The organism is bacterium SCSIO 12643 (assembly GCA_024398135.1).
GTDB lineage: Bacteria > Bacteroidota > Bacteroidia > Flavobacteriales_G > Salibacteraceae > CAJXZP01.
Genome location: CP073750.1, coordinates 3,493,640 through 3,514,156, shown reverse-complemented (window position 1 = coordinate 3,514,156; position 20,517 = coordinate 3,493,640). Strand labels below are relative to the sequence as shown.

General features: G+C 35.4%; 21 protein-coding genes. 7 read left to right on the top strand and 14 right to left on the bottom strand.

What is annotated here, in order from left to right; all coding sequences use genetic code 11:
* Positions 1–82: 82 nt before the first annotated feature.
* From KFE94_15445 to KFE94_15415, 7 genes are all read right to left on the bottom strand, one after another.
* The gene (locus KFE94_15445; GenBank protein UTW66033.1) at positions 83–667 is read right to left on the bottom strand and encodes a hypothetical protein; all 585 of its coding nucleotides are present in this window, start codon (positions 665–667) and stop codon (positions 83–85) included.
* 120 nt (positions 668–787) lie between these two features.
* Positions 788–1,366 (bottom strand): hypothetical protein, encoded by a 579-nt coding sequence (locus KFE94_15440; GenBank protein UTW66032.1) that lies wholly within the window; start codon positions 1,364–1,366, stop codon positions 788–790.
* On the bottom strand, positions 1,359–1,862 hold the full coding sequence (locus KFE94_15435) for an RNA polymerase sigma factor (GenBank protein UTW66031.1): 504 nt from the start codon (positions 1,860–1,862) through the stop codon (positions 1,359–1,361). The genes KFE94_15440 and KFE94_15435 overlap by 8 nt, the downstream gene beginning before the upstream one ends.
* A gap of 32 nt (positions 1,863–1,894) precedes the next feature.
* Positions 1,895–2,092 carry a hypothetical protein gene (locus KFE94_15430; protein ID UTW66030.1) on the bottom strand — a complete coding sequence of 66 codons (198 nt, stop codon included), beginning with the start codon at positions 2,090–2,092 and terminating at the stop codon, positions 1,895–1,897.
* A gap of 102 nt (positions 2,093–2,194) precedes the next feature.
* Positions 2,195–3,484, bottom strand: a complete 1,290-nt coding sequence (locus tag KFE94_15425; protein UTW66029.1) for a hypothetical protein — start codon at positions 3,482–3,484, stop codon at positions 2,195–2,197.
* A gap of 57 nt (positions 3,485–3,541) precedes the next feature.
* Entirely contained in the window at positions 3,542–4,321 is a 780-nt protein-coding gene (locus tag KFE94_15420; GenBank protein UTW66028.1) for a hypothetical protein, read from the bottom strand.
* Positions 4,314–4,658, bottom strand: a complete 345-nt coding sequence (locus KFE94_15415; protein UTW66027.1) for a helix-turn-helix transcriptional regulator — start codon at positions 4,656–4,658, stop codon at positions 4,314–4,316. The genes KFE94_15420 and KFE94_15415 overlap by 8 nt, the downstream gene beginning before the upstream one ends.
* Positions 4,659–4,803: 145 nt before the next feature.
* Here KFE94_15415 and KFE94_15410 point away from each other — a divergent pair, with 145 nt between their 5' ends.
* The 6 genes from KFE94_15410 to KFE94_15385 all read left to right on the top strand — a co-directional run bounded on the left by KFE94_15410 (position 4,804) and on the right by KFE94_15385 (position 10,309).
* A complete protein-coding gene (locus KFE94_15410; GenBank protein UTW66026.1) occupies positions 4,804–5,805 on the top strand; it encodes an endonuclease/exonuclease/phosphatase family protein in 1,002 nt (333 codons plus the stop codon).
* 10 nt (positions 5,806–5,815) lie between these two features.
* Positions 5,816–7,027 carry a TIGR03862 family flavoprotein gene (locus KFE94_15405; GenBank protein UTW66025.1) on the top strand — a complete coding sequence of 404 codons (1,212 nt, stop codon included), beginning with the start codon at positions 5,816–5,818 and terminating at the stop codon, positions 7,025–7,027.
* A gap of 79 nt (positions 7,028–7,106) precedes the next feature.
* Positions 7,107–7,913 carry a M48 family metalloprotease gene (locus KFE94_15400; GenBank protein UTW66024.1) on the top strand — a complete coding sequence of 269 codons (807 nt, stop codon included), beginning with the start codon at positions 7,107–7,109 and terminating at the stop codon, positions 7,911–7,913.
* 8 nt (positions 7,914–7,921) lie between these two features.
* A complete protein-coding gene (locus tag KFE94_15395) occupies positions 7,922–8,875 on the top strand; it encodes an isopenicillin N synthase family oxygenase (GenBank protein UTW66023.1) in 954 nt (317 codons plus the stop codon).
* A 37-nt stretch (positions 8,876–8,912) separates the two neighbouring features.
* Positions 8,913–9,581 (top strand): YceI family protein, encoded by a 669-nt coding sequence (locus KFE94_15390; GenBank protein UTW66022.1) that lies wholly within the window; start codon positions 8,913–8,915, stop codon positions 9,579–9,581.
* Between the two features lie 116 nt (positions 9,582–9,697).
* Positions 9,698–10,309, top strand: coding sequence for a hypothetical protein (locus KFE94_15385; GenBank protein UTW66021.1), 612 nt, complete (start codon positions 9,698–9,700; stop codon positions 10,307–10,309).
* 34 nt (positions 10,310–10,343) lie between these two features.
* Here KFE94_15385 and KFE94_15380 read toward each other — a convergent pair whose 3' ends face one another.
* Entirely contained in the window at positions 10,344–12,869 is a 2,526-nt protein-coding gene (locus KFE94_15380) for a gliding motility-associated C-terminal domain-containing protein (protein UTW66020.1), read from the bottom strand.
* Positions 12,870–13,333: 464 nt separating this feature from the next.
* Between KFE94_15380 and mnmA the strand changes: the two genes are divergently transcribed.
* Complete coding sequence (gene mnmA, locus KFE94_15375; GenBank protein UTW68293.1) at positions 13,334–14,524, top strand: tRNA 2-thiouridine(34) synthase MnmA; 1,191 nt, start codon at positions 13,334–13,336, stop codon at positions 14,522–14,524.
* Between the two features lie 4 nt (positions 14,525–14,528).
* Here the strand turns inward: mnmA and KFE94_15370 are convergent, their stop codons facing one another.
* From KFE94_15370 to KFE94_15345, 6 genes are all read right to left on the bottom strand, one after another.
* Positions 14,529–15,914, bottom strand: a complete 1,386-nt coding sequence (locus KFE94_15370) for a tetratricopeptide repeat protein (protein UTW66019.1) — start codon at positions 15,912–15,914, stop codon at positions 14,529–14,531.
* Positions 15,915–15,991: 77 nt separating this feature from the next.
* Positions 15,992–16,525, bottom strand: coding sequence for a GNAT family N-acetyltransferase (locus KFE94_15365; protein ID UTW66018.1), 534 nt, complete (start codon positions 16,523–16,525; stop codon positions 15,992–15,994).
* Between the two features lie 2 nt (positions 16,526–16,527).
* Entirely contained in the window at positions 16,528–17,151 is a 624-nt protein-coding gene (locus KFE94_15360) for a DUF1684 domain-containing protein (protein ID UTW66017.1), read from the bottom strand.
* A gap of 121 nt (positions 17,152–17,272) precedes the next feature.
* Positions 17,273–18,247, bottom strand: a complete 975-nt coding sequence (locus KFE94_15355; protein ID UTW66016.1) for a deoxyhypusine synthase family protein — start codon at positions 18,245–18,247, stop codon at positions 17,273–17,275.
* Positions 18,240–19,100: an agmatinase gene (gene speB, locus KFE94_15350; protein UTW66015.1), complete on the bottom strand. Its 861-nt coding sequence runs from the start codon at positions 19,098–19,100 to the stop codon at positions 18,240–18,242. Before speB ends, KFE94_15355 begins: the two co-directional genes overlap by 8 nt.
* Positions 19,101–20,504 carry an arginine decarboxylase gene (locus tag KFE94_15345; GenBank protein ID UTW66014.1) on the bottom strand — a complete coding sequence of 468 codons (1,404 nt, stop codon included), beginning with the start codon at positions 20,502–20,504 and terminating at the stop codon, positions 19,101–19,103.
* Positions 20,505–20,517 lie beyond the last annotated feature (13 nt).

Genomic DNA, 20,517 nt, shown 5'->3' with positions numbered 1-20,517 from the left:
CAAACATCGGATCAACATATAAACAAAATATGAGAGGAGCTCTTAATCAATTAAGTAACTTGCTAAAAAAATCAGGGGGAGGTTATCTGGTGATTATAAAATTCAAAATCAACTCTTTTGAATCTATCACTTCCGTATAGTCTATGACTTCAATAGTTCCATCTGGAATTAACAAACTCTGTTCGGTATATTCTTTTGAGCTTATCATATACTTATCCATTCGATAGACTTCTTCTTCACTTTTTTCATATACTCCCGCTGCTCCTAAATGAAATGACGGAACCAGAACTGCTGTTCCTTTTCGCTCTAAAACAATTTTCTTTTTACGCTTTCCAATAATTTCGAATTCTACGTTGGTATAGTTTACTCTCTTTACCTTAAGTGTGTAGTTTATTTTATCTCGTTTGGTTTCATAAATAACCTCCTGATTTAAGGGCAGTCCCGTTGGAATCATCACTGGATACTCCTTATTATTATTTACAACTATTGAGTCTTTTGATATGATCACACTCAATGGATCTAAATACTCCCAATAACGAATAAATGCAAAATCGTATTCTGTTATTTTCTTTACATCAATCCCCCACTTTTTGGTGGTATCAGACTGCGCATTTAAATTGAAAACAATTAAACACGAAAAAAAACATATGGAGGCGAACTTTTTCATGATCAGAACATACTTTAATTATATACGAAACCTTTACTATGAAAGTTTTAATCCGTAACGAATTTATTGAAATTAAAGTATTTAATTCCTGATCTGTGTCAGATGTATTCCTCCGGTAATTCAATCCTGATCGAAATCGCCCTCTTGGTATAAGCGTTCCAATTGATTTATCATTGGAGTAATGTGTCTATAAAATGACTTCTGTTTTATTTTTCTTGCCAGTAACAATATCAGAAATAAAACAAACGTCATCATATGCAAAATCCATTTGGGCACCTCAGATTCTACTCCCCAAAAAGCAATATTTAAAGCACCGGTGAACAATAAGATAAATATCAGGAAAAACTGATTTGAAATGCGTAGCCTGAATTTCAACTTTCTTATTTGTGCTTGAACCAATTCACGATTATTCAAAGCCCCAACACCTTCTATTACTCTAATTTGACTAAGATACAATGGGATCACCAGTACTAAAAAACCAACAATAATCATAGATATAGCAATAATATTATACCAACTAGAAGACAATCTCCAGAACATCATAAAAGAGGAAAAAAGAAACATAGTGGGTACAAAAATTTTTTGAATCCTTGTCACTCGCTCCAGTTTATTCATTTTGCGAACCAAGTCATCCAGAACTATTTCTTCAGCATTTCCTTGTTTCCAAAGTTCTTGCCATTGCATTAATTCCTTATCCATAACTTCTCATTTTAACCGCTAAAGCTTTTTTTATCCTATTGATTTTCACTCCTACATTGGACATACTCATCCCGGTAATCTCTGCAATCTCAAGATAACTATGTCCCTCTAAAACCAGACTAATGATAATCCGATCCATCTCTTTTAAGGATGAAATAGATTTATATAATTGCCCCAGATTATCCTCAGAATCACCTAAACCATGTACCTCCGCATCCACTAAATCAGATTCTTCACGAGTAATATCACTCGTTTTATGTATCCTCTTCTTTTTCCTGACATATAACAGAGCTGTATTTGTTGCAATTCTATAAATCCAGGTATCAATGTGACTTTCCGCTCTAAACGAACTCAAATTTTGCCATATTTTTATACTGATATCCTGAAACAGGTCATCTGCATCCATGCGATTACCTGTATAGCCCAAACACAATCTGTAAATTTTGTCTTTAGATTGTGACAGGACGGTCTTAAAATATTGCTCTTTATGAGGCATTCTCAGAATAAGATCAATTGATATTAAACTAACTACTCGGTTTTAGCACCTGCAATTTTACGGAGCTTTTGTAACTTGATTACAGAAACAGCTAACAGACCTATTCCGGTTCCCAAAACTATTCCCACAACCCAATCTGTGACCTCTGTCAAATAATTAAACATTTGAATTAATCCAACTAGTAAAATTCCTACTACCAGTAGAATTATCGCTTTTTGTTTTTGCTCCATTTTCTTGAGTTTTATAAATTATTTATCCTTTAGATGCTTAAACAATCCATTTATTACAACATCCAAGAATATTTTTTATAATTCTCTAAAAACCATCATATATCAAAGCAGTCCCCAATATACGAAAGCCAAAACAGCGGCCACATAAATCATATTGTTAAAGAGTAATAACCCTTTGGTCCACTTGGCATTCTTTTGAGCTCTGAAAAATCTAAATGTTAATATTCCTACAGGTACAATGAATAACGAAAATACATATGGAATATAGGACGATATGGTAATGGCTTTCGATCCATGATGTTCATATGGCGCATCAAAATAATAGATCCCAATATTTGTGGTTAAAACAAAAAAGTATAATGCCAATACAACATTTAGAATGATAATCAATATCAATACTTTAGATTCATCTAACACCTTTTTGTTTCTTACAAATCCAATTATAAACAGTAGTGATATAAATGGTAATATACCTCCTAATGCTGCTAGGAGAATTCTTAAAATCGGAGTATTAAACGGTGTTTTATAACTAGCTAATCTTTTAAATTCAGAATTTATTGGAAATAAAGTCTCTACATCAATGATGTGATTTCCTTTTTCTAATTCTTCAGCTAAATTAAACTGAACAGTAGAATCATAATCATGATAAAAATAGAGGTTGATATTCCCTTTTTGAATATCCCAAATAGAAGTCAACAAAGTTCCATCACCATTCCTGCTTCTACACACATGCATAGTATCTGAAAGTGACCTGCAAAAATCCAGCGAAGCATTTACAGAATGTGACTTTAAATAATCCGCTCCGTTTCTATAACGCTCCAATCTTCGAGCATCCTGATCATCGGTTATTGAAGGACAGAAATTGGACAACACATAATTCCGGTCATCCCCGATTATGAGCTTATACGGCTCTACCACCAGGTATTTTCCTGTACGATCTATGTACATAAAGACATCATCAATAAAAATACTATGATCATATTGTTCTATATACTTTTTAACCTCGTCTACAGTCGCACATTTTTGAAGGATATCTGTCAAAAAGTCGACCTCGTTTGTGATTTTCTTTTTTTTACCTAAAGGCAGATTTTGTTTTGGATGATATGAGCCTAAACGAGAAAATACCAGCCCAACTTCATTCATCCCGGATTGAGGTGCAAACTGATTCACCCCAACTTGTCTGGAGCCGGTAAAACCCGCTCCATATTCAGTACTCTTATTCGCTTTTAAAAACCATATTCTAGAGTTAATTCTCCACGCATCTTCGTTGCATCCCACCATTGTTTTACCATCAAAGGTTATCTTGTACATACTACATGCATATGAGTCTATTCTAACAATAGTCACAAAAAGGATCGTAATAAGAGTTAATAGCGTCTTATACGTATTCATAAAACCAACATTTATTTTAATGGAAACCACCGAATTATTGATTCGATGGTTTTCATATTATTCTACCATAAAGGTGAATAAGGTGCGTTCTGTTAGGTTCGAAATTTCAGAGGTTTGACTTTTCTTGATTTTATGATTCGTATCCTTTGATTGGATATGATTTAAGTTAAATAATGCGAAAAGCATTCCTCCACAACACATCATCAACACAGAGTTCACAATGGTGTTAAACTTTAGTTCAGGCCTTTGTATTCTGGTAAAAAAGTACAGAGGCACATATACAAATACAAATAGGACAACTCCACCCACCATTAATACTTGTGCGTAATCCCATCGCATTAACTTAAATATGATCCCTACCGACATACCTATAGCCAGTAAAAAACCTGTAGATAAAACCCACTTATCCACAGCATTTTCTTCATCCCTGAATTTTAGAATAATCATCAATGGGAGGAACAGGAAACTAAATAACATTCCTCCTAAAATTAGCGCAACGGAGGCTCCCGGTTTATGTAATATTTTTAATATCGATCCTAAAAGAATCAGTACGGATGCAATGATTCCTACTATTTTCAACGTCTTTTTCATGGCGTAATAATGTTTGAACTGTAATAAAATATCTACCTCCTCCTGAAGTTCTTTCAATTCCGTTTTGAAAAAACGAGGAAGCATAGATTCATAGAACTTATAAAAGTTCTCACTTTCCGGCATTTCATTCTCAATGATACAACACATGTGATCTAGTAAGTTGTATTGCAGATCTTCAAGTACAACCCCACGCGCTTTTATATCATCCAGAATAAAATCAACCTCTTCGTCTGTTACGTTATGCATTACCCAGTTTTGTTTCTAAATCTAGCAGATAGGACATTGTTTTAATGAAATCGGAAAATTCATTCACACGTTCATTAGCCGTCATCTTTCCCTGCTGCGTCAACGAGTAGTACTTACGTACTCTTTTACCTATATATTCTTTCTCAGTTTCGAGTTCCCCGTTTTTTTCTAACGCGTGCAAAGTTGGATACAAAGCTCCTTCGGTGAGTTCAATTTTGCCTTCTGTTAGTTCTTTAACCGTGTGGGCAATTTCATAACCGTACATTCTGCCTTTCTCCTTGAGAAGGTTCAGTACAATCGTTTTAAGTGTTCCTTTTATAAGTTCTGATGAATACATAAGGCAAATATACATAAGAATCTTAAGTATACAATATTTACCTAAATTTCTTAGGTATTTTTTTTTACAATTTGAGAAACTTCGCATAACATTCTATCTTCCACATATACTTCTTCAAATACTTATTTTTGTTGAAATTCTGATTATGAAGCGTATATTCCTGGTATTTTTCACCGCTCTATTAGCCGGAGTTATTTTTTTCTACTTCTGGGGAAGCAGCGCTACTCTATCTATTGAGACCTATAATAAAATTTACAAGTTTGATGATACTTCCCTCACTCAAAAGGATACTTTTTCTATTCTTACTTATAATCTGGGCTACCTATCCGGAATGACTAACAACCTTCCTTTGGAAAGAACAGATACTTTCTTTTCACAAAATTTGAATTCTGCCACTCGGCTCATTCAGCAACTTCAGCCAGATATTATTGCTTTTCAGGAAATTGATTTTGACGCACATCGGAGTTTTCATGTCAATCAGATGCTTGAGATTAGTCAAAAAAATCAATTCCCATATGCGGCACAAGCTATCAACTGGGACAAAACTTATGTTCCATTCCCCTACTGGCCATTCAGTCTACATTTTGGTAAAGTGGTTTCCGGACAGGCTGTTTTAAGCGTGTATCCTATTCTTAAGAATGAAATACATGTTCTCGCCAAACCTGAAGAGAATCCATTTTATTACAATGCGTTTTATTTAGATCGTCTGGCCCAACTTTCAGTTGTTGAAATCAACAAACAGCCACTTGTGATCATAAACGTTCATCTGGAAGCCTTTCATTCTAATACCAGAAATATTCAGGTCAAAAAATTACTCGAGCTTTTTCATGTATATTCTGAAAAATATCCGGTAATCCTTTGTGGTGATTTTAATAGTACTCCTCCAAATGCATCTGATCCCTGGCAAGATGACCATGTAATTCAAACGTTATTGGCCGACTATCAAATGGAAATGGCTATTGGCCTTTCAGAGAATCAGCAAAATGAAAATCGATATTTCACATTTAGTAGCGCATCTCCAAGCAAAAGAATTGATTACTTCTTTTACAACCCTAAATTCATTCAATTTATTGATGCTAGAGTAGTTTCCGAAGCCGGAACCATTTCCGATCATTTACCGGTAAGGATGAAATTTACCTTAAGGTAAAGTAGAACGTTTGGGAATCTTACATTTGCTCAAAAAGCCTATCAAAAAAATCGCGATCATAGGAGGAGGTTCTGCCTGTTTTGTAGCTGCTGATATTCTAAGCCAGAATCATGAAGTAATCATTTATGAAAAAGGTAAAACCATTGGACGCAAATTTTTAGTTGCGGGTAAAGGCGGTTTTAATATTTCCCATCAAATCGAAATCGAAGAACTAATTCAGAAATACACTCCATCAGAATTTTTAGCTCCTATGCTCAACCACTTTGATGTAAAAGCTTTAAGAGCCTGGTACTCCAAACTGGGAATTGACACCTATGTTGGTTCCAGTTCCAGAATCTTTCCGGAGAAGGGAATCTCTCCAGCTGATGTACTTAGACAAATCAAAAGGCATCTACTATCTCGAGGTGTTACTTTTAAATATGAACAGGAGTTTATTGGCTTTTCAGAAAACGTAAAACCGGTTGTAAAAAGCCCAAAAGAAGAATTTGAAATTCAGGCCGATCATTATCTTTTTTGTTTGGGTGGTGCTTCCTGGAAAGTCACCGGGTCAGATGGACTTTGGCTCTCGTATTTCAAAAACATAGGCGTCAGCACCCTCCCATTTGCTGTGTCAAACTGTGGTTTAAACGTTGACTGGCCAACTTCTATTTCAGAATTTCATATTGGCAAACCACTTAAAAACATAAAAATCACTCACGGCTCTCAGCAAATAAAAGGTGAAGCAGTTATTTCAGAATATGGTTTGGAAGGCAATGCGATATACCCCATTTCAACATCTGTGCGAAACACCCTAACGCAGAAATCAACAGCTACAATTCAAATTGATTTCAAGCCCTCATTAAGTACACAAGACATTCAGCGTAAAATTCGAAATCAAAAACCTTCCAATTACGGAAAGACTTTAAAATTGAATAGTCATATTCTAGCTCTGGTGAAGACTTTTATGTCCAAAGAAGAGTATATCTCACCTTCAAAATTCTCAGAAAAAATAAAAGCTTTAGAAATTCCTATTCATTCATTACGTCCCATTGAAGAAGCCATTTCTACTGTGGGAGGCATTGATATTCATGCATTGGATACAGAACTCAAACTAAAAAAACATCCGCATTTAATGTGCCTGGGAGAAATGGTAAATTGGGATGCGCCAACAGGAGGATTTTTACTTCAGGGATGTTTTTCCATGAGTGCTTGGGCTGCTCGTGCGATAAACCTTGATTTTTAGCATACTGAATTCAGTAAATACGGTCTTTTGCGTTGATTTTTTTATTTCTTTGCTGAGTTGATCAAGAACCAGATAATTCATGCGTTTTAAAAGCTTTCTACCAATCATTGCAATCTTACTTTCACTGGGATTAAATTCATGTTATAAAGCAATCCCCAAGTCAAAAGATGTACAATTGGGCGCATTAACATCCAACAAAATTCATTCAGATCCTAAAAGGTTTCCTTTATTAAGTAAATCCGATTATCCGGAAAGCTATAAGCAATTACAGCGTATCGTGGATAATATCCTGAGCTCTCCTGAAATTCAACATAAAGAGTTTTTTGCATACGATTCCATTACTATTATTCATGATGATGAAATTGTAAATGCTTTTTGTACCCCTGGAGGTTATATCTTTGTGTATACGGGATTAATCAAAATGGCTAAAAATGAAGATCAATTGGCAGCTGTAATTGGTCATGAAATTGCACATGCCGAATTACGCCATTCGGTAAAAAAGCTTTCCAGAGGTGTGGGACGACAAGCCATCATTATTGCCGGAGCCGCAGCAGCTGGGGCCTCATTTGGGGTTTTTATTGCTGTAGAAGTGGGAAATAAAATATTGGGATTAGGACTAGGTAGAGATCAAGAGAGAATGGCGGATAAATATTCTGTCAAATATTTAGGAACTGGAACTAATTATTCCAGTAGTGCTTTAGCCGAGTTCTTTGAAGAACTGGTAGCCAGTGGAAAAGATGTGAGAATCCCTCCTATTTTGAGTACACATCCGGATACAGAAAATAGAATACACAAAATACGAAAATGGGCAAAACGGTATCAATACAATACAGAATATCGGGAACACCCAGAGTTTAAAATACTACAAAATAGTATTCCAAAATAGTTAGAATTATGAGTACACCACAAGGAATTCCTTCTGTTGATTTAGCTGATTTTTTATCAGGTGATCAAGATAGAATCAACAAATTTGTTGCTGAATTGGGAAATGCTTACGAAGAAATTGGCTTTGTAGCAGTTAGAAATCATCAGGTTTCTGATGAATTGATTGATAGAATGTATGATATGAACAAAAAGTTTTTTGAACTTCCTGAAGAGGTGAAAAAAGCTTACGAAATTCCTGAATTAGCTGGGCAAAGAGGTTACACTTCATTTGGTAAAGAACATGCTAAGGGAATGACCGAAGGAGATTTAAAAGAGTTTTGGCATTTCGGACAATTCGTTGAAGACGATGAAAAAAGAAAAGCGGAATATCCTGATAATTTAGATGTAAAAGAATTACCCGGATATTTAGCAACCGGAAAAGAAACGTATCAAACTCTTGAAAATACAGGTAAACATATGCTTCGTGCTATTGCGCTATATTTAGGATTGGAGAAAAACTATTTTGATCAATTCGTACATAATGGCAACAGCATTTTAAGACCTATCCACTACCCTCCGGTAAAAACATTGGAGACCAAGGCTGTCCGCGCAGGAGAGCATGAAGATATTAACCTGATCACTCTTTTGGTGGGCGCTTCTGCAGATGGACTGCAAGTACTTAACAAACAAGGTGAATGGAAAAATGTGACCGCAATTGAAAATCATATTGTGGTGAATGTGGGCGATATGCTTCAAAGATTAACGAATAATAAACTGCGTTCAACAACGCATCGCGTGATTAATCCACCGGAAGCTAAAATGGGGACAAGCAGATATTCGGTTCCATTCTTCTTACATCCGATTTCTGAAATGCCGTTAAATTGTTTACCGGAAACTATTGACGAAGCACATCCCAAAAAATACGATGATATCACAGCCGGTGAATATCTTACAGAAAGACTTATTGAAATAGGATTAAAATAGAAACTAAATTTGTTGGACAACAATCAATAATAAAAACATGAAAACAATAAACATATCACTTATTGCATTCGCAACGCTATTTTTTGCTTCTTGCGGATCTAATGAAACCAATCAGGATCAGTCTGAACCAGCAAGTGCTCCTGTAGAAAAATCTACTGCTAAAGTGTGTACTTTTTCTTACGATGCAAGTACCACCAAGTTGACCTGGACAGCTTTTAAAACTTCTGCTAAAGTTGCTGTAGGCGGAACGTTTGATAACTTCGCTGTAGAAAACACGGTAGACTCTAAAAGCGAATCAGCTGTTTTTGAAAATGCAACTTTCACTATTGAAACTGCTACGGTTAATTCTGGAAATGAAACCAGAGATCCTAAGCTCGTAGAATTCTTCTTTGATCAAATGGTTGATCCAATGACTATCGAAGGTGGAATTGATAAAATCAGTGAAGCAGTTGACGGGAAAGGTGCAGCCATCATCAACATTACTATGAATGGTGAAACCAAACAGGAAAACGCAACGTATACTTTGGAAGGTACCGTATTGACACTTTCTGCGACCTTAGATCTTTCTAAATGGGCTGCAGAAAATGCAGTGGCTTCTTTAAACAAAGCTTGTGAAGTTTTACATACCGGAGATGACGGTGTAAGCCAATTGTGGAGCGAAGTTGAAGTGGAAATCACCACTACTCTAGCTAAGTCTTGTGAGTAAACATATTCTTTGAAAAGAAAAAACCGTCCCCAAAGAATTGAGGACGGTTTTTTTATGCTTATTTATTAGTATATTCATACTTATTAAAACTAACCTACTATCCTAATCAACAGAATATGAGGAAGCGCAATACCGAATATTATAAAATAATATTAGAATGCTTTAAAATTTCCGTAATCGTAGTTTTATTTTCTTCTTGTGCGGCAGTTGGGTCCAGAACTCTTTATTGTGTAGATCATAAAATTAGTCTGGAGAAAGTTGGCTTTGTTACATTAAATTTTGACACAACATTTATTCATAATAATTTGGTTTCTTTTCAGGTTCGTTCCAACACATCAAATATTTATTCTGAAACTTTAAGCAATGCTTTAAAAACCAACGGTTATAAAAATGGAAACGAAATTCATTTTAAGCTCTCATTTAACAACGCTAATAACCAACAAATTACAAACATTTGTAATGCAAATGGTCTTGATGGAATAATTGTTAGCAAAATAAGGTTTATCCCTGTTGCTTATTCCTCGACTTATACTCCAATTATGAAATACTATGATGCCGAAATTGAAATGAAACTGTATGCCCAAAATGGTGAGTTACAAGTTTTAACAAAACACAATACTTTTAGTGGAAATTCTTATATGAAACGACCTACTACAAAAAAAATAATTCATGATGGTACAATTGGAGCTTTCAATCGAATTTTGAAAGAGATCGCTAAAAGAAAGTGACCACCAACTGCGGTTGAAATTCAAAAATGCTTTGCTATTCCGTTACTGTAACATGTCCATTCTTTGTGACTTTCTCCCCATCCAATCCTTCAATCTGCATGGTCCAGTAATACACTCCTGACGGAACAATTTCATTTCTTTTATCCTTACCATCCCATTTCACTTGAGGGTCTTTTGTAATAAAGACTTCATTCCCCCATCGATTATAAATTATTGTGGTAACCTCTTTGATGCCTAAAAAGCTAATTGGAATAAAAACATCATTATAGCCATCTCCATTAGGAGTAATAATATTCGGCATTTCTACAAATACTCCGCATACTTCATGATCTATCCAAATAGAATCCGTTGCATTACAATTTCCAATGGTCACCATCACTGATTGTAATCCAGTGTTCACAACAGTTAATGTCGGCAGCGTTGAACCATCATTCCATAAATATGTCGCATTGTTATTGGTAGCATCTAATACTATGGTTTTATTAAAACAGATGGTCGTATCACTACCCAAATTTACTTTTGGAGAAGCATCAAAATTAATGTTTACCGAATCTTCTGCTGAACACCCCACTAATGTTACACTCACTACATATTTCCCCGTCTGTGTTACATTATACGTAGGACTATTCGAATTATCCTGCCACTGATATATTGCACTTGGTGTGGTCACATCCAGTACATAAGTTTCGCCATCACACAAAGTGGTGTCGTTTCCTAAATCTACCACAGGTTTTGGCTTCTCATTTACATTCAATGTATCTGATGCTGTACCACAATTATTGGTTATCTCTGCCCAATATTGTCCTTGTTGCGTTATGGTAAAAACAGAATCCGTAGAACCATCATGCCACAAATAGGCCCCTCCCTGCTGTGCAATATTCACTTCAAATTGATCCCCTTCACAGATAGCCGTATCTCTTCCTAAATCTACAGTTGGTGTTGGTAATACCGAAACATTGATCGTATCTGAAGCATGACAATCATTAATGGATACCTGTACCCAATAAGTTCCTGCAAATGCTACAAAATGAATCGGATTAGTAGAATTATCATACCAGAGGTAAGTCGCATTGGGATTATTTGCATGTAATACAAAAGATTGCCCCTGACATAAAGCGGTATCATTCCCCAAATTCACTACTGGCATCGGATCAAATGTAACTTGTATGGTATCCGCATCCAGGCAATTATCAACCGTTACAGATACCCTATATTGTCCGGTTTGAGTCACATCTAATGTTGGATTCGTTGAATTATCATTCCAAATGTAACTGGCATTGGCATGTGTTGCATCTAAAGTTAAAGTTTGCCCATCACACAAAGTCGTATCATTGCCCAGAGAAGCCAATGGAAACACCACATAATTCACATTAATTGTATCGGTCGAGGTACCACAGTTATCCGTGACCTGGACCCAATGCTGTCCGGTTTGTGTGGCATTAAATGTACTCAAAGTACTGTTATCCTGCCATAAATAAGTAGCTCCGGGCCAAAATGCATCTAATGGGAGCGTATCTCCGGGACATAAAATCGAATCATCTCCCAGATCTACTACCGGTTGCGCTGAAACCGTTACAATAATGGTATCTTCTGAAGTACAGTTTCCATTACTCACACTCACCACCAAATTGCTATCAGTAGTTGTTACCGTATTAATAGCTGAGTTGGTTCCATCATTCCATACATAGTTATATCCCGGATCATCAGTAGCATCCAAAACCAAACTATTCCCTGGACAAATCACAGTATCATTTCCTAGGTTTACATTTGGATAAGGGTCAAACGTAGCTACCAAAGTATCTACAGATTGACAAATTTTTGAAAACCAAATATCATCAATCGCAAAATCATTCCCTCCTCCTGCAATATTTTGATTGGTGATACAAATAGTTGCTGTAGTTTGCGTAGGCCCAGAAGTCCAAACCTGAAAGTAATTTTGCCAGTTACACGTTGTTGCACTCAAGTTAAACACTGAGCCAATCGTATTACCATTAATGGTGAAATTTAAACTTGCAGGGTTCGATGATACAACCGAAGTAAACCAGGCCGAAAACACGTATGCTGTTGAAGGTGATACTGTAACGGTCTGACACCATACATTGGTATTCGGAACCGAAGAACCATTCATGATCATATAATTTCCGGTTCCTGTCGTATGATCGGTACAATTAACAAAGTTATTATGCGTTAAATTGGCATTGGTACTAATTGCATACTGTCCCGGATTTGACAACAACCCCCATGTTCCACCAGTACCGTAAATGTAATTACTTGAAAATCCTGTATTACCAGCAGAGAAATCCCCATTCACCACGAGATTGGTGGTATCAAACTCTTGAACCGTACAAATATATGGTCCGGTAGTACCCACCGTAATAGAGGAATTAACAGATCCCGTATTCCAGGAATAACTTAAATAACTACCTGGAGCCTGAATGGTTAAACTATCACCTACACATAATGTGGTATCATTTCCAAGGTTCAATGAATTGTTTACACATTGCGCAAAACCCAATGTGTAGCTAAGTATAATAGTTGTAGTTAATAATATCCTTTTCATAAAACACTGATTATCCCAAATATAATCTATTTCAGGTATAAAAATAATTTTTTTTGCGTGTTAGAACTCGGTCCAGTTGTAGGTGCGCTATGATTCACTATCACAGCAAAATAACACGAGCTTACTTATGTCTTCTAACATTATGTGAGACTATTCAGAATCAAATATTAATTAATTCCAAACCAACATCGTCAAACGTAAAACATCAAGCTTCTATAATCTCTAACCTCTTCAGCAAAACCAACTTTACTTTGACTATACAACATCTTTAAAGCGCTATTAAACAAAATCATAACATCAAAAAAACAGGTCTATAACATAAATGTCCAGTGCATTTTTTTCCTTCTACAGTCACTCATTTAAGTACTTCTGTCATTTAAATTATTCAATATTCTATAACACATTCATAACGCCTTCTATTCTTAAAATGAATAATTTTGCGCCCACTATTTTCGGAGGTAATCATGGAGAAAAAAAGAGTCGTAGTCGGTTTATCAGGTGGTGTTGATTCAAGTGTTGCTGCACATTTATTGATTGAGCAAGGTTATGAAGTGATCGGAATATTTATGAAAAACTGGCATGATACCTCTGTAACCATCAGTGACGAATGTCCCTGGATTGATGACAGTAATGATGCCTTACAAGTTGCTGAAAAACTGGGTATTCCTTATCAAACTATTGATTTAAGTACGCAATACAAAGACCGTATTGTAGATTACATGTTTAACGAATATGAAAAAGGACGTACACCGAATCCGGATGTGTTGTGTAATCGTGAAATCAAATTCGATATTTTTCTGGATGCCGCGTTAAAACTGGGTGCAGATTTCGTGGCCACCGGTCATTATTGTCAAAAGGGAGAAATTGAAGTCGATGGACAAAAGGTTTATCAACTACTCGCTGGAGCTGATCAAAATAAAGACCAGAGTTACTTTCTATGCCAGTTAAATCAGGATCAGTTATCAAAAGCATTGTTTCCAATTGGGCATCTTCAAAAAAGTGAAGTACGTGCTATTGCTGCGGCTCAGGATCTAATCACAGCTGATAAAAAAGATTCTCAGGGTTTATGTTTTATTGGGAAAGTCAAACTTCCGGATTTCTTAAAACAACAATTGAAACCCAAATCGGGTGATATTATAGAAATAGATGCTGATTATACGCCTTATAGTGTAAAAAGCGAATTCGAAGATGAAAAAGAACGATTGATTGCGTTGACTTCTCCACATGTATATGCACCAGAGAATGGAAAAATTGTTGGTCAACATAATGGAGCACATTATTATACTATTGGTCAAAGAAAAGGTCTTGGAGTAGGCGGAACCAAAGAAGCACTTTATGTAATTGCAACGAATACCCAAACGAATCATATTTATACCGGACAAGGGGATCATCATCCAGGCTTATTAAGACCCGGACTATTCATTCCGAATGATGAAGTGCATTGGGTTCGGGAAGATCTAAAAATGGCCGTTGGCGAACAAAAAAAGTATTCGGTACGTATCCGTTACAGACAACCTTTAGTTGGTGCAACACTACACTGTGAGCCAGAAGGTATCTATATCATTTTTGATGAAGATGAACGAGGGGTAGCTGCTGGACAATTTGCGGCCTGGTATCATGATAATGAACTTATTGGCTCAGGAGTGATCTCTTGATCATCTAAAAGACCGGGTCAAAGTTCAAAGCATCTCCCGAAATCTTATGCGCAATTTTAAGCTCCTTTTCCGCCTTTTCTTTTTCTCCAACTTTGGTGTATAATTCTGCACTTAGTTCGTAGTACTCCTTGACATGAGGATTCATCTTCATAGAAGCATCCAACCAGGTTCTGGCTTTCTCATATTGCTTTAATGAGATTAACACCCAGGTGTGTCCTACATTATAATTTGGTTGATTCCTCCTTGATTCTCCAAGTTCATTGAAGTATCTCAATGCCAGTTTAAACTGATTATTTCTGTAATATGAAATCGCCAAATTAAACTTGTACGCCTCTATAGAGGATATAGTGGTTACCTGTTCAAAATAATATACCGCTTTTTTATAATTTCCTTTTTGGTAATAACATAATCCCAATGCATTTAAAGCTTTATAATTCCCATCATAAGATTCGGTCATCTTATCAAAATCTTTAATCGCTTTATCGTATTGCTTCAAGAAATAGTAACACCTCCCCCTGTTACTTAGCGCATCATGCATATTTGAATCTAACTTCAAGGTTTCAGAATAATCTACAATAGCTGAACTATATCTTTCCATTTCCATATAGCAATTTCCACGCATATTATATGCTAAAATGCTTTTCGGATTAGATTTAATAAACCCGGTAAAATTGATAGAAGCTCTGGCATAATCTCCTTGGAAATACAGCGCTTGTCCTCTAATAAACAATGCTTCATCTTCCTTTTTATTGATTTTTAACGCCACATCACACATTTCTACAGCTGATTCGAAATTTCTCTGGATAATATATACTTCAGCCAAATGCACATATACATGTGATTTACCTTCTTCCTTATCAAAGTGCTTTTTCAGGGACTTTTTATATAATTCTTCTGCTTTTTGAACAGAACCGGTATAGTGCTCCTGCTCCCCCATTCTAAACCAGACTTCATAATTTCCAGTATCATATTTTAAAGCTTCCTGAAATGCTTCATTTGCTTTTGCAAATTCCCTGTCATAAACATGTTTACGCCCTAGAGCCACTTCAGTATTATACTTATTCTTTTGTGCTTCAATTTCTGAAGAAAGTTCTTTTGATTTCGCTTCAACTGCAACATCAGAAACGTTTTTGATTCCACTTAAGTTAATTTTAGCTAAATCTAAAAGTCTTAATTTTACTTGTAGTTCAACCAGTTTCAATACGATCTGATTAAACATTTTATCAGTAGAATCTATATTTGATTGAATCAATTGGATCCCCTCACCATACTGTTTATTTTGCTCTAATTTCTGAACACTTTTTAGTAATTTCTTTCCATTTAAATTCTGTGCATTGAGCGTTTGATAACCTAATACACTTACAATCAACACTAATAAAAATCTGCTCATATTTTGTTTTATTTCAAGACGAATATAGCGCAATAAAGTGGCTACATTGTCTCAAATTATTCTACTTTTTAATCCGATTATTTTTTAGCCTCCCAGAGATAATACATCAATTCCTCAGAGTCTCCTTCCAACCGCATCAACTTTTGAAATTTCAAACCTAATCGCTCCAATAAACGTTGCGAGCTTTTATTATCTTCCAGAGTGATCGCTCCAATTTTCTTTAAATTCCATTTCTCTATTGCTAAATTCTTAAGCATATCTGAACTTTCAAATGCATAACCTTTACCCTCAAATTGAGGTAAAAAGGCGAAACCAATGTCTACACCTTCCAATCCTTCACGATCATACAAACCGCAGGAGCCTACTTTTATCATATCTGATTTACGAATAACCGTATTGTTTGAGTAACCCAAACGTTCTAATTGTGGAAACATCCGTTCTTCAATATACCGTTTCGCATCTTCTTCTGTATGCACTTTCCGATCGCCAATAAACTGAATCCACTTCGGTGTATTCATCAATTCCAATAAAAACGAAGCATCCTCCAGACTTGTTGGACGCACAATCAATCTTTCTGTTTCGAAAGACATATACTGATCTATATCTTTCATATCTATTTATGTTTTTGATTGTCATGCATCACCCCAGCTCTGATCTCCACTTTTAAATCATTTTCGGCTGGAGGTATAGGACACGAATATTTGTGATTATAAGCACAGTATGGGTTATACGCCTGATTGAAGTCAATAATAATTTCATCACCTTCTGGAATCTCTAAATCAATGAATCTTCCTCCCCCATATGATTCTACACCACAGGTTAAATCTGTAAAAGGAAGAAACAAATGATTTTTGTACTCCTCCATTTCACGCAATTTGTGACTTTGATAAATGTTTAACGTATACGTTTTCCCATCTATCTCAAATGTGGCAATACCAAACAACTGATATACCGGTTCTCTATCTGTTGTAGTAGCCATTTTAAAAGGTTCTGCATCCTGAACTCTCTCAAATTTAGCCGTAACTATATACTTTTTACTTACCGGAAAAAACTCTAAACCTTTGAATTTCTTTAAGGCTTTAGGGGTTAAAGGAGAGGTTTCCGTATCTGCATACTCTTTGTTTAATGTTTCCTGAAATTCTACAGATTCCTCAATGGACTGTGCTTGAATACTACAAACACAACCAATTAAAACATAAACAAGAACTAAAAAAGGTTTCGAGCTAATGATCTTCATAATGCTATTTTAATAGCGGTGAAGATAAATTATTTATGAATTCATTTAATATGTTTCATAAGAATTCTAAACTTCATTTAAAATACAGTTGAACTCTTATGAAACATTCTGTCAAATGCAATCACCAGTCCAGTAGGTAAGCAAATATTAAAGGAGCTACAATTGTTGCATCAGATTCAATGATGTATTTAGGGGTTGTAATGCCCAGTTTACCCCACGTGATTTTTTCATTGGGAACTGCTCCGGAATATGATCCGTAACTGGTGGTAGAATCAGAAATCTGACAAAAATAACTCCAAAAAGGAGTATCCTCTAATTCCAAATCTTGTGATAGCATAGGAACTACACATATTGGAAAATCTCCTGCTATACCACCACCAATTTGAAAAAAACCTACGCCATGATCAGATGTATTCGATTTATACCAACTTGCCAGAAAAGTCATATACTCTATCCCTGATTTTACAGTGGATGGTTGTAACTCTCCTTTAATACAATGTGAAGCAAAAATATTTCCCATGGTCGAGTCTTCCCACCCGGGAACTATGATAGGAATATTTTTTTCAGCGGCAGCAAGCATCCATGAATCTTCCGGATCAATTTCATAATACTGTTCCAATACCCCCGATAACAGCAGCTTATACATAAATTCGTGTGGAAAATATCTCTCGCCATTCAATTCAGAATCCTTCCAAATATCAAAAATGTGTTTTTGTAATCTTCGAAAAGCCTCTTCTTCAGGAATACAAGTATCTGTTACTCTATTTAATCCTTTCTCTAATAGTTCCCATTCATCCTTTGATGTTAAATCGCGGTACTCTGGAATCCTCTCATATTTGGAATGAGCAACTAAATTCATTATATCTTCTTCCAGATTAGCTCCGGTACATGATATAATATGCACCTTGTTTTGGCGAATCATTTCCGCAAATGATTTACCCAACTCCGCTGTACTCATGGCCCCAGCAAGAGTAACCATCATTTTATTTCCTTTTAACAATTGCTGCTCATATCCCTGAGCTGCATCAACTAAACTGGCTGCATTAAAGTGCTTAAAATGCCTATGCATAAACTGACTAATTGGTCCTTTATCCATGATTGTATTTGTATTTATAAGAAAGTAGTTTGTAATATAATTTTGCAACCAAAAAATTGGGTGCATGAAGATTTTCAATTGGCGCTAGCTCTACAATATCAAATCCTACCACATTTTTTTTCTGAAAAACGGTTTTCAAATATTCTATCGTAGAATTCCAAAGTAATCCTCCAGGTTCGGGTGTTCCGGTGGATGGCATAATGGATGGATCAAAAACATCCAAATCAATAGTAATGTATACATTGTCCCCACATAAGGATATTGAATCCTCCTGCCAATCGTTGTTTCTGTACATGTCTTCTGCAAAAAAACACCTGGATTTATCCATGAACCCTAATTCGGAACTATCCATACTTCTTATTCCTACCTGAACCAAATTCGTTGTTTTACTTGCTAAATGCATAGCGCAGGCATGATTATATTCCGATCCATTATAACTTTCTCTAAGATCTGCATGAGCATCTAATTGCAATACCGTCAAATCTTTAAACTTATTTTTAAATGCTTTAATAACTCCAATACTAATGGAATGTTCTCCTCCAAAAAAAGTTAAGAATTTATCTGTTTTCAATAACTCGGTCGTTTTTCCAAATACAACATCCGTTACTGATTCTGGCCATCGATTTTCTGTGATTTCAGGTAAAATATGTATTCCTGTTTTATACACTTCCGAATCGGTTTCTATATCATATAATTCCATATTTTCAGCCGCATCCAAAAAAGCGTCAAAGCCTTTATCAGCCCCTTTTCCCCAGGTACTTGTCCCGTCATATGGTATCGATAAAAGCAAATTTTTTGCATTTTCAAATGTTGCCAGTTCTTCAGGAATTCCTCCAAAAACTCTAGTTTTCATCTATTTATATCCTAAAATATTAAACATCTCATCTGCAGACTGTTCTTCTCTATACACATAGTCTACAAAATTTCCTTTATCGTCTCGGTCTATAATCACATGTTTGGGAGAGGGTATTAAACAATGCTTAATACCTCCATAGCCGCTAATTGAATCCTGATATGCTCCGGTATGAAAAAAACCTATGAATAAAGGTTCTTTATCTTTATTTGAATGCTTAGGCAACAATACCTCTTGATTTAAATCTTCAGAATTATAATAATCAGAATGATCACAACTTATCCCGCCTATATTAACGCGTTGGTACTCATTATTCCATTTATTGATTGGAAGTAAAATAAACTTTTCATGTATTGACCAGGCATCAGGTATTGTATTCATTAAACTATTATTTATGATATACCAAGACTCAGTATCATTTTGCTTTTTTTCTTCCAGAACTTCAAAAATTATTGCGCCTGCCTCACCTACGGTAAATTTTCCAAATTCAGTAAATATATCAGGTTCAAGAACCCCTTCTTTAGCACATGCATTTTTAATATTAAGAACAATCTCGTTAATGATGTATTCATATTTATACTCAAAACCTAAATGATTTCTGATAGGAAAACCTCCTCCCAGGTTAAAAGCGTTTAAAGAATTACAATCTGTCTTGAGTTCTACATATAACTTCAAAGCTTTTTGGAACTCTCCCCAATAATATAACGTGTCCTTAATTCCCGAATCAACAAAAAAATGTAACATCTTCAATTCCATTTTCTTATTTTTCTTCACCTTTTGTGCATATAAATTCAAAATATCATTAGGCCTCATCCCCAGACGTGAAGTATAATAAGCAGATTGTGCTTCCTCATTAATCGCCATTCTAAATGCGATCTTAACCACATGATCCACCTTTATTTTTTCGAGTCGGTCAAACTCATTTTCACTATCCAATACGATAATTGAGTTTTTAAATCCTTTTTTTTGGAGTTCAATAATCTTTCTTAAATATCCATCTGTTTTATATCCATTATGGACAATAATTCTATCCTTACTAAACAAACCTTCGGCATTCAATCTTAAAATTAGGTCTATGTCAAATTCCGATGAAGTCTCAAGATTAACTTTATGTTTTAAAGCTTCTTTTATCACATGATGAAAGTGATTACATTTTGTACAATAACAAAAATGATATTTACCCTTGTATCCATTATTTTTTATAGCGATCTGAAATAAATTACGCGCTTTTTTTATTTGATCGCCAATCTTAGGGAGATAAATAAATCGAAAAGGAGTTCCATATTTTTTAATCAGATATTTGAGCGATACACCATGAAAGGTTAGAGACTCATCTCTTAAATCAAAACCTTCCTGAGGAAAGTAATAACTCTGCTCTATTAAGTCAAAGTAGGTATTTTTCATTTATTACAATTCT

Excerpts from the sequence above, each read along its gene's own strand:
- KFE94_15360 (UTW66017.1), bottom strand. The coding sequence starts at position 17,151 with ATGAAGATCATTAGCTCGAAACCTTTTTTAGTTCTTGTTTATGTTTTA.
- KFE94_15415 (UTW66027.1), bottom strand. The coding sequence starts at position 4,658 with ATGTATTCATCAGAACTTATAAAAGGAACACTTAAAACGATTGTACTG.
- KFE94_15425 (UTW66029.1), bottom strand. The coding sequence starts at position 3,484 with ATGAATACGTATAAGACGCTATTAACTCTTATTACGATCCTTTTTGTG.
- KFE94_15435 (UTW66031.1), bottom strand. The coding sequence starts at position 1,862 with ATGCCTCATAAAGAGCAATATTTTAAGACCGTCCTGTCACAATCTAAA.
- KFE94_15440 (UTW66032.1), bottom strand. The coding sequence starts at position 1,366 with ATGGATAAGGAATTAATGCAATGGCAAGAACTTTGGAAACAAGGAAAT.
- KFE94_15445 (UTW66033.1), bottom strand. The coding sequence starts at position 667 with ATGAAAAAGTTCGCCTCCATATGTTTTTTTTCGTGTTTAATTGTTTTC.
- KFE94_15345 (UTW66014.1), bottom strand. The coding sequence starts at position 20,504 with ATGAAAAATACCTACTTTGACTTAATAGAGCAGAGTTATTACTTTCCT.
- mnmA (UTW68293.1), top strand. The coding sequence starts at position 13,334 with ATGGAGAAAAAAAGAGTCGTAGTCGGTTTATCAGGTGGTGTTGATTCA.
- KFE94_15420 (UTW66028.1), bottom strand. The coding sequence starts at position 4,321 with ATGCATAACGTAACAGACGAAGAGGTTGATTTTATTCTGGATGATATA.
- KFE94_15395 (UTW66023.1), top strand. The coding sequence starts at position 7,922 with ATGAGTACACCACAAGGAATTCCTTCTGTTGATTTAGCTGATTTTTTA.
- KFE94_15380 (UTW66020.1), bottom strand. The coding sequence starts at position 12,869 with ATGAAAAGGATATTATTAACTACAACTATTATACTTAGCTACACATTG.
- KFE94_15355 (UTW66016.1), bottom strand. The coding sequence starts at position 18,247 with ATGGATAAAGGACCAATTAGTCAGTTTATGCATAGGCATTTTAAGCAC.
- KFE94_15365 (UTW66018.1), bottom strand. The coding sequence starts at position 16,525 with ATGAAAGATATAGATCAGTATATGTCTTTCGAAACAGAAAGATTGATT.
- KFE94_15410 (UTW66026.1), top strand. The coding sequence starts at position 4,804 with ATGAAGCGTATATTCCTGGTATTTTTCACCGCTCTATTAGCCGGAGTT.
- speB (UTW66015.1), bottom strand. The coding sequence starts at position 19,100 with ATGAAAACTAGAGTTTTTGGAGGAATTCCTGAAGAACTGGCAACATTT.
- KFE94_15370 (UTW66019.1), bottom strand. The coding sequence starts at position 15,914 with ATGAGCAGATTTTTATTAGTGTTGATTGTAAGTGTATTAGGTTATCAA.
- KFE94_15385 (UTW66021.1), top strand. The coding sequence starts at position 9,698 with ATGAGGAAGCGCAATACCGAATATTATAAAATAATATTAGAATGCTTT.
- KFE94_15400 (UTW66024.1), top strand. The coding sequence starts at position 7,107 with ATGCGTTTTAAAAGCTTTCTACCAATCATTGCAATCTTACTTTCACTG.
- KFE94_15390 (UTW66022.1), top strand. The coding sequence starts at position 8,913 with ATGAAAACAATAAACATATCACTTATTGCATTCGCAACGCTATTTTTT.
- KFE94_15430 (UTW66030.1), bottom strand. The coding sequence starts at position 2,092 with ATGGAGCAAAAACAAAAAGCGATAATTCTACTGGTAGTAGGAATTTTA.